Here is a 9,122-nt window from a genome sequence, read left to right as displayed (position 1 = left end):
TCATGACTAAAACATCAACAACGAAAAACAATCCCCGTAAACAACACAGGCCCGCCTTTCGTGAAGAAGTACTTAAGCTCGCTCAACGTAATGGAGTGTCCGCCACCGCGCGCACAGGCCAGCATCCCGATAAGGCAAGGTTCCAACTGCATAACGCAAGGCACGAATTTTTATCGAGTCAGTTTTTTCTTAAGGAGCGTATTGCCATTGTGATCAACGCCATGAAGCTGGAAAACATTTTTTGCCAAGTCGATACCAAGAGTAGATACTTCCGTTTGGACGCTGCTCCTTTTGAGTTCTTACGCTCACATTTTGGCACTTTGATGCCGTAAAAGTTGGAGCGACCATCTCATTATTTATGCGCGGGGCGGTCAGCTAACCTATATCATACCCATCTGTAGCACGATTAGGCGCAGCTATCTAGAATGCGTTATTTTTCAAGGGAATTGTTTATGCCTGGTGTGGAACAGCCATAATGACTATTGATAACAATAAGGTGACTCCGGTGGTGAAACCGCGCCGCAGTAAATACGGATTTTTGGCAGTGGGCGTTATTGTAGTAATTTCTGCTGCTGCATGGGGTATTCATCATTTTTTAATCGCGCCTCATCAAATTACCCCGCCTAAAGAATTGGTCTGGCATAATGATCTGCAGATCGATCTAGCCCATCCTGATGTATTAATCGAAAGCCAATCCCTGAGTCAGTTGCCGAAAGATCTGCTGGCTATCCCGTTTTTGCGCAATACTCTGACGGAAGATTTGGTGTTCTATTACCAGAATAATGCAGATCGCCTGGGGATTACCGGTAGTCTGCGGCGCATTATTTTTGAACATGAGTTGACACTGCGTGACAACCTGTTGGAAATGCTACTTGACCAACCAGCCAATATTGCTCTCTGGCATGACCAACGTGGCAGGCTGGATCACTATATGGCGGTGTTTAAGTTAAGTGGTTTGGCGCGCCTGCTGGAGCCCTTGGCCAAGGTGGCTGCGGATGATACGCAACTTGAGCGCATGGATTTCGCTCCGTTTAAAATAGGCAATGACACCATTACGGTTTACCAATTGCAGTATCATGCTAGCAAACCCCTGTTTTTTGCCAGCCATGGCGATAACCTGCTGCTGTTTTCCGATATTGCCATGCTGTATGACCAGGAGTCTCCTTCACCAGATTCCACCCAGACCGCCAGCGCATTGCTGAGTGGAACGCCGCTTTGGTCGCAGAGCTTTGGTTTGAAAGCGCGTGATGGCAGTGGGGATGAGAAGTCGACAGCAGCGGATAAGATCCCTCATCGAATTTCAGTCAGTGCCAATTATCTCGGTTTTGGCTATCAGCGCTTTGTTCCAGCTTTTGCCGGTGTGCGTTTTGAGATGCAACCCCAGGGCTGGGCCAGCTACATTGCCCTGAATGGTTCATCAACAGCGGAAAATGCCTCTTTTGATTTCAGGCCAGTGTGGAAAAGTATGCCCATGGGGGCCAGTTTCTGTCTGGCGTTGCCGGTTTCGCAAAGTGTGCCGGAATACCTGCTGCAACGGGTAGCGGCTATCAGCGAGCAAACCGAGGTTGTTAGCAAAACGGACACTCAACCTTTGGCTATCAGTGGTAACAGCGGCTTGTGCTGGTATCCTGACTCCCATCTCTATACCCCACTGGTTGTCAGCAGTCTGGAGAACAGCGCAGGTGCCGAGATAGATGGCAAGCTTGGGGTGCTGTTTGACACCACCATCAGAGCCAAAGAGCGTGAGCCGGTAGAGATGGTTTCTCGTGCTATCCCGCAAGGGACCGTCTGGCAACGGGAAGTGAGCTCGCGCTATGGTCAATACCCAGTCAGTGACTCTTCGGCCCCACAACGTCTGCTGGGTAGCAATTTCTTCCGCGTCAGTCTGGCACGTCATGGTCAAACGGTACTGTTTTCTCTGGATGATAAGTTGGTTGATAAAGCATTAAAAACGCTGGATAAGAACTTTCCCCCCATCGCGGATGTGTTGCCTGCAGAGGCGATAGTTCCGCTTTATATGGCACCGGATGCCTTGTCTGGGCTATTTAAGCAGGAAGCGTTCGCCAGCTTGCCTAAAAACCAGGAGCCGATCTTCTATAATGCGGCGCAAACACTGTTGCTACCCAAGTTGACCGCTTTAGCGGGCCAACAGCCCTATGCGTTGGTCTTGCCCGCGAATATTGAAGTAAAAGAAGACTGGCAGTGGTTGCCACTGAAATGGCAGGGGCTATGACAATAGCCGGGATCCGTACCGGGTTACTCGCTGTTCTGCTGCTGTTGCTGGTTGGGCGGGGGCAGGCAGAAGTGACAGTGCCCCCTCTTGATCCGCAACAATCAGCGGTATTCCGCGCCTGGTTTTTGCGTATTGCGCAAGAGCAGTTGGACCGGGGGCCAAGTGCCCGTTGGTATCAACAAGATTGTGCAGGCTTAGTGCGTTTTGCTGCCAATGAAGCCCTGAAAGTTCATGACAGTAAATGGTTGCGCGCCAATGGGGTATCTAACCGCTATCTACCACCCGAATTAGTGATTAGCCCGCAGCAGCGTCAATTTGCTCAGCGCTGGCAACAAGGTGGCGGCAAGCAGGGCCCTTATGTGGACGCCATCAAGCTGATTCAATTTAATAGCCAACTGGTGGGTCGCAATATCAACCAGGCCCAAGCTGGCGATTTACTGTTTTTTGATCAGGGTGATGAACAGCATCTTATGATCTGGATGGGGCGTTATATCGCCTATCACACTGGCACGACTACCCCAACCGACAACGGGATGCGTTCAGTGAGTATGCAACAATTGATGAAATGGAAGGATACCCGATGGATACCCGACGAATCGAACCCCAACTTTATTGGCATTTATCGCCTGGGTTTTCTGTCACGATGAATAAGCTGCGACGCCAATGTCGGCAATATTTGTTGGGGGTGGCGCTGTTACTCCCGTTCAGCCAGCTACAGGCTGAAGAAAGCCTGCCAGACAGTAACTATTCGATTCCCAAGCAATCCTTTTTTCTGCTTTCTGACAGTACCTTTGCCAGTAATGAAATGGCCACCGTGCGTCTGGAGGCCCCTGGCCGTGACTATCGGCGGTTTGAGGCCGAGCAGTATGGCGGGGTGGATATCCGCTTATACCGCATCGAACGGCCGATGGAGTTTTTAAAGAAACAGAAGAATCTGCATCGCATCGTGCTGGAAGGCCAATATCAGGGGGAAGGGCTTTCCAACACCTTGACCTATCTTTGGGATAACTGGTATGGCAAATCCCGTCGTGTGATGCAACGGGTCTTTTCCTATGATGCCCGCCAGGAAGTGACCACCGCCTTACCAGAACTGAAAGTGGGCAATGTTTTGACTGCGCCCTCCCGGTTCACGGTTCAACCGCAATTTGCGCCACTGAAAAATTTGCCACTAATTAACCAGTTCCGTTATCCGCTGTGGGATGCCAAGCTGATCCAGCCACCGGAGCAGGTGAGCATGGAGGGTTCATCCAGCGGTTTTGTTGAGCCGCAACCCGGCAATGTTTACATCCCATTGGGCAAGTTACGGCCAGGGTTGTATTTGGTGGAGGCGTTGATTGGCAGTTATCGCGCCACCACGGTGGTTTTTGTTGCCAATACTGTGGCGGTGAGCAAAATTTCGGGTAATGACTTGTTGGTGTGGACGGCCAACAGGCAGAACGGCCAGGCTGCGGGAGGGAGCCAGATTCTGTGGACCGATGGGGTCGGTATTCTGACCAGTGGCGAAACAGATAGTCATGGCCTGCTGAAATTGAGCCATATCTCGCCAGAACGCTCTTATTTGCTGGGGCAAGATAGTGAAGGCGGGGTATTTGTTTCTGAAAACTTCTATTACGACAGCGAAATCTATGACACCAAACTCTACGCCTTTACTGACCGGCCACTCTACCGGCCGGGGGATTGGGTTGAGGTCAAACTATTAGGGCGTGAGTTTAATAACGCGTTGGACTCTGTTGCCATCAAATCGGCCCCCATGACCTTGACGGTAGTGGATGCCAATGGTTCGCCATTGCAGACCTTAAACCTGTCGATTGATAGCCAGTCTGGGGCGCAGGCACGTTTTCAGTTGCCGGAAAATGCAGTAGCAGGGGGATATGAAATTCGCTCTGCCTATAACAACCAGATCTACAGCAGCTCATTCCGTGTCGCCAGTTACCAGAAGCCGCATTTTGAAATCTCCTTGGCGATGGAGAAGAATGATTTCCGCACCAATGAGCCGGTGGTGGGTGACATCGTGCTGCTCTACCCGGACGGCAAACCGGTGGTTAACGCGCGTCTTGATCTCAGCCTGTATAGCCAACAACTGTCGATGGTGAGTAACGATCTGCAGTATCAGGGTAAATTCCCGGTTGAGCTTAAAACGGCACAACTGACCACCGATGATAAAGGCCATGCCAGATTAGAGCTGCCTGCGGTAGATAAACCGAGCCGCTATCTATTAACCATTTTTGCCAGCGATGGTGCCGCATTCCGGGTGAAGACCACCCGCGAGATCCTGGTGGAACGCGGGGCATCACGTTATGAAGTCACTACGCCTAAGCGTTTTAGCCAGGTTGGCGATGAAGTCACCTTCAGTTATCGCAATATCCAAGGTGGTGAGTCAACGGCAGCCAGTTATGAATGGCTCCGTTTAGAGGATCGTCAACTGACCTCGGCACCGTTATCGGCGGTGGGGCAGCCATTTGCCATCACGTTCCAGAAACCGGGTACTTATACTGTCACCTTGCGCAGTGCTCAGGGCATGATCCTCGGGGCGACCAGCCATACCGTCAGTGGCCCGGGTGAGAAAGCGGTGCCTGGCAGTGTCGACATCGTGATGGACAAAGGCCAATACCAGATAGGGGAAGTGGCTCAGGCGTTAATCACCTTCCCGGAGCCAGTGGAACAGGCCTTACTGACCCTGGAGCGTGATCAGGTGGAGAAGACCGCTCTACTTTCTAAGGGAGCGGATTGGATAAAATTAGAACGCCTGAATGAGACCCAATATCTGGCGCGCATTGCGGTGCAGAAAAACTTTGCCCCTAATCTCACTTTTTCCGTGCTGTACAGTAAAGGTGGGCAATACAGTTTCCAGAATGCCGGTATCAAGGTAGCGATGCCCAGTATTGATATTGGTATCAAGACCGATAAAGCGGTTTATCAGCCGGGGGATCAGGTGCAGGTGATGCTCGATACCCGCTTTGACGGGAAGCCAGTGCCTGCGCATCTGACCGTCAGCGTGGTGGATGAGATGATCTATGCTTTGCAGCCAGAGATTGCCCCAACGATTGACCAGTTCTTCTATCACCCGCGGCGTAACAATGTACGTACCAGCGCCAGTCTGTCCTTTATTGCTTATGATCTGGCACTGTCTGGTTCGGTAACCGCCCCAGGGCGTGCTAACCGTAGTGATCGCAGTGTGAAAGTGTTGGAGCGGCCACGGCGTGAGGATGTGGATACCGCCGCTTGGCAGCCCGATATCGTCACGGATGCCAACGGTAAGGCTTCTTTCAGCTTCCGGATGCCAGACTCACTGACGCGTTGGCGCATTACCGTGCGTGCACAGAATCAGCAAGGGCAGGTGGGGCAGAAACAGGCCTTTACCAGCTCAGAAAAACCGCTGTATCTGAAATGGAGTGGCGCTACACAATTCCGCCAAGGGGATCGCCCACAGCCGGGTTTATTTATCTTTAGCCAGAGCAAAGAACCGACCACGGTGGAGTTGCGCACCCGTTACGGTGATCAACAACTGATCCAGACCGTCACGTTGCATGAAGGGGCCAACTACGTCAGCCAACCGATAGATGCACTACATTCTGGCCCTTGGATCTCTGAGGTAGTCAAAAATGGTCGGGTACTGGATACCTTGAGCGTTGACTTGAACGTTGTGGCGGATAACTGGTCAGTACCGCAACAGCGGGATATTCGCTTGCATGCTGGCAGCAATAACCTCAACCTGCCGGCAGGGGCTTATGATATCCGCTTGCGCCTCAATGGTGATGCCCCAGCACTGTTCCGCAGTAGCCTGGACTCTCTGCTTAATGAACCCTTTGGTGGCGTTATCAATACCGCCAGCCGGTTGTTACCTTTGAGCGTGGCTTACAACACCTTGGCTAAGGACAATGCTCAGTTAGCCGATACCATGCGGCAGATTATGCAGAATAACCGCCAACGCCTGATGCAACTGGCGGGGCCTGGAGCCAAATTCACTTGGTGGGGGGGCGAGGGCGACCCGGATGCCTTCCTGACGGCGTATGCCTATTATGCGGATTGGTATGCCAGCCAGGCGCTGGGGGTGGCGTTGCCAGCAGACCATTGGCAACGATTGCTGGATATCTATGCTGAACAGGCAGATCAGATGCCTGCGCTACATCGTGCCTTGGTGCTGTCATTTGCCCAGGAGATGCATTTGCCAGTCACCAGCCTGCTGCAAGGGTTAGCAGATTCACTGCCGAATACTCAACCGACTGAGGGCAGTGCGCTGACAGAAGATGACAGCCTGATTATGTCTGCCCCGAATTCAAAACTGGGGTTAGCGGTGGCACGGGTGCTGACCTATTCGCTGTTACAGCAAACACCTGGATATCGGTTGCAGGAGTGGGAGTTGCAGGCATTAAAGCAAAGCCAGCAATTTATCGCCCAGAGCCAGCACCCGTTTGCTTATGCGGCAATTTGGCGGACCAGTGGGGCGGATGCGGCGCAAGTCGCTTGGTTACTGCCGCAATTGCTGCCATCACAAGCGGGCCCGGAGCGCGCCTTGGCGTTGACCTGGCTCTATAATTCACTGGGGAATACCTTACCACCGGTGGAATTTAACCCCGGAGAAGGATGGGCTGAATTACAAGGCACCCTGGGTGAGCGCTATTGGCAATGGCATGGCAAGCAGCCAGTGTCGACCCTTGAGCTACCCGCTGAATTATCTCAACCCATAGAGGTATCGGTTAACTTTAGCTTGCCCGTTAATGCCACGGGTGCTGATATGGCCAAACAACCGCTGCCAGTCAGCATCAGCCATCGTTTATTGAAATTGGTCCCTGGGGATAAAGCTTTTGAGTTCAGTGCGCTGCCTGTAGCCCCGAATGAACCTCTTTCCAGCGACCTGCTCTATTTGGATGAAGTGACACTGACCAACAAAAGTGACACGCCACAACATTATATGCAGCTTGAGGTGCCATTACCGCCAGGGGCAGATGTTGAGCGAACCACTTGGGGCATCAGCGTCTCCGGTTTGGCGGGTAATAACGCAATACCGCTGGAAAAGGCCCGCAATGAGATGGGGCAGCTTTCCTATATGGTGCCGGTAGATGAGTTGGTGGAGAGCAAGGTTTATCGGCATCTGGTGCGTTTCTCGCAGAAAGGGGAGTTCTTGCTGCCGCCAATACGTTATTCGCGCATGTATGCCCCACAGGATGCGGCGTTGGAAAATAGCCGTGGTCTGAAGAAAGTGACGGTGGAATAGATGTGGCGCTGGTGCTGGTTGCTACTGTTGCCGTTTGTTGCGCTTGGGGCTGAGCCACGGTTGCAACTGGCACTGCAGCAGGATCAGCAGGGGCAACTGCTGCTGCTTAACCAGCAACAGCAGCTTGCCCGGCAGCCGTTATCTACCACAGTCACCACACCACTGGGGAGCATCTGGAAGCTTTTTGTCTATGTGTATCTGGTGGATACCCAGCAACATGAGCCAGATTACCGCTGTGACGGTAGCCAGCCACAGGAAGAGATTTATTGCTGTGATCTAGGTAAAAAAGTGACCCGCGACCAGGCGTTAGTGCGCTCCTGCAGTCTCTATTTTGCGCCTCAGCGTTTGCAACTTGATGCGCAAAAATGGGCGAATTATTGGCAAACACAACATAGCCCGGCCTGGTTACAGGATTTGGCCCAGTTGCAGCCCGACACTCGGGTCACGGTGGTTGAATTATTACAGGTTTTAGCCACCTTGCCGGCTCAGCAGCAGGCACGCAATCTGTTGTTGGATGTCCTCCTCAATCAGGAGGATCCACTGATTGGTGCTTTGGGAGGCCGCTTACGGATAAAAACCTGGAGCTGGCGGGATGAGCATGATCCACAACTGCGTCAGGGGGGATTTGCTGGCTGGTTGACCGATGGAACCCCGGTATGGGCGCAAGCTCCGGGTACCAGTAAGACGGTGTTGAAAAATTACGCCACGGTGCTGAATAATGTTTTGCCGCAGGCACAACCGATAGACTCGCAAGGTTGTGTTGAAGTCAACATGTTTGAGCGTTATCCCATAGCGGCGATACGCAGAAGTGGTGAGCAAGCTGCGGTGACACCTGGCAGGTTGCAAGGGCGCTATCAGGTTGAATTTAGTAATGGTAATCGCCTCGCTATTGAGAGCCAGGGGGAACTTTACCTACATACAGAACAGGGGAAATTGACCTTACTGGCCCACCTGGAGCGGGAGGAGTATGTCGCCAGGGTGCTGCAGCGTGAGGCAGCAGCCCAACCGGTTGAGGCGGCAAAAGCGTTGGCGGTAGTGATCCGCAGTTACCTGCTGCAAAACGCCAGCCGTAGCGGAGAGTGCCTGGCCATCAGTGACAGCAGTGCCAGCCAGCGTGTTGCGCCACAACCAGCCACCGCAGCAATGCGTGACGTGGTCGGCTGGAGCAACGATTTGATACTGGTGGGAGCACCGGTCACTTATCATCTCGATCAACCGGGTAAGAACCGTTTGTCGTGGCAACAGGCGGTGGCTCAGGCCCAGCAGGGGATGCGTTATGATGCCATTTTGGCTCACGCCTACCCACGCGCCAATCTGGCACGTTGGGATAAACCGGAAGTAGCCTGTCAACCGATGCCGCAAGCCGAAGCCTGGTTGGCAACGCAACAGAAACGCTGGCGCGAGGTGCTTGATAGCCAGACGGGTTACACACCGTTGACACAGTTCACCGTCTGTCGGCTGGTTTCTGGCAAGCCCCATGTTGATCGCATGTATGGCCGTATCTATGTTCGTGATCTTTACTCGTTGCAAGATCGGTTGGATTTGGCTCATGAATACTTACATTTGGCCTTTGCGGCACACCCTAATGGGCAGAGTGAAGAGTTTGTAGAGCAGTTGGCTCGGCATCTGTTACTGGAATAGGGCAATGGTCGCTAGGGTTTGCTTAATGGTTTA

Annotated in this window: 4 protein-coding genes and 1 pseudogene; 4 read left to right on the top strand and 1 reads right to left on the bottom strand. The window is 52.7% G+C overall.

What is annotated here, in order from left to right:
* Positions 1 to 110 precede the first annotated feature (110 nt).
* Positions 111 to 254, bottom strand: a pseudogene (locus ACX9GV_RS11790) (IS110 family transposase); the annotation flags it as partial.
* 221 nt (positions 255 to 475) lie between these two features.
* Here ACX9GV_RS11790 and ACX9GV_RS11785 point away from each other — a divergent pair.
* The 4 genes from ACX9GV_RS11785 to ACX9GV_RS11770 are packed head-to-tail and all read left to right on the top strand — an operon-like array spanning position 476 to position 9,089.
* On the top strand, positions 476 to 2,233 hold the full coding sequence (locus ACX9GV_RS11785; protein WP_473195652.1) for a DUF2138 domain-containing protein: 1,758 nt from the start codon (positions 476 to 478) through the stop codon (positions 2,231 to 2,233).
* A gap of 11 nt (positions 2,234 to 2,244) precedes the next feature.
* Positions 2,245 to 2,880 (top strand): DUF1175 domain-containing protein, encoded by a 636-nt coding sequence (locus ACX9GV_RS11780; RefSeq protein WP_473198028.1) that lies wholly within the window; start codon positions 2,245 to 2,247, stop codon positions 2,878 to 2,880.
* Entirely contained in the window at positions 2,814 to 7,448 is a 4,635-nt protein-coding gene (locus tag ACX9GV_RS11775) for an MG2 domain-containing protein (RefSeq protein ID WP_473195651.1), read from the top strand. The genes ACX9GV_RS11780 and ACX9GV_RS11775 overlap by 67 nt, the downstream gene beginning before the upstream one ends.
* Positions 7,449 to 9,089, top strand: a complete 1,641-nt coding sequence (locus ACX9GV_RS11770) for a DUF2300 domain-containing protein (RefSeq protein WP_473195650.1) — start codon at positions 7,449 to 7,451, stop codon at positions 9,087 to 9,089.
* Positions 9,090 to 9,122 lie beyond the last annotated feature (33 nt).

The organism is Serratia sp. 25CWL12, assembly GCF_055790885.1.
Note: the sequence above shows the minus strand (reverse complement) of the source record. Positions and strands in the feature narration are given on the sequence as shown.

Excerpts from the sequence above, each read along its gene's own strand:
- ACX9GV_RS11785 (WP_473195652.1), top strand. The coding sequence starts at position 476 with ATGACTATTGATAACAATAAGGTGACTCCGGTGGTGAAACCGCGCCGC.
- ACX9GV_RS11775 (WP_473195651.1), top strand. The coding sequence starts at position 2,814 with ATGGATACCCGACGAATCGAACCCCAACTTTATTGGCATTTATCGCCT.
- ACX9GV_RS11770 (WP_473195650.1), top strand. The coding sequence starts at position 7,449 with ATGTGGCGCTGGTGCTGGTTGCTACTGTTGCCGTTTGTTGCGCTTGGG.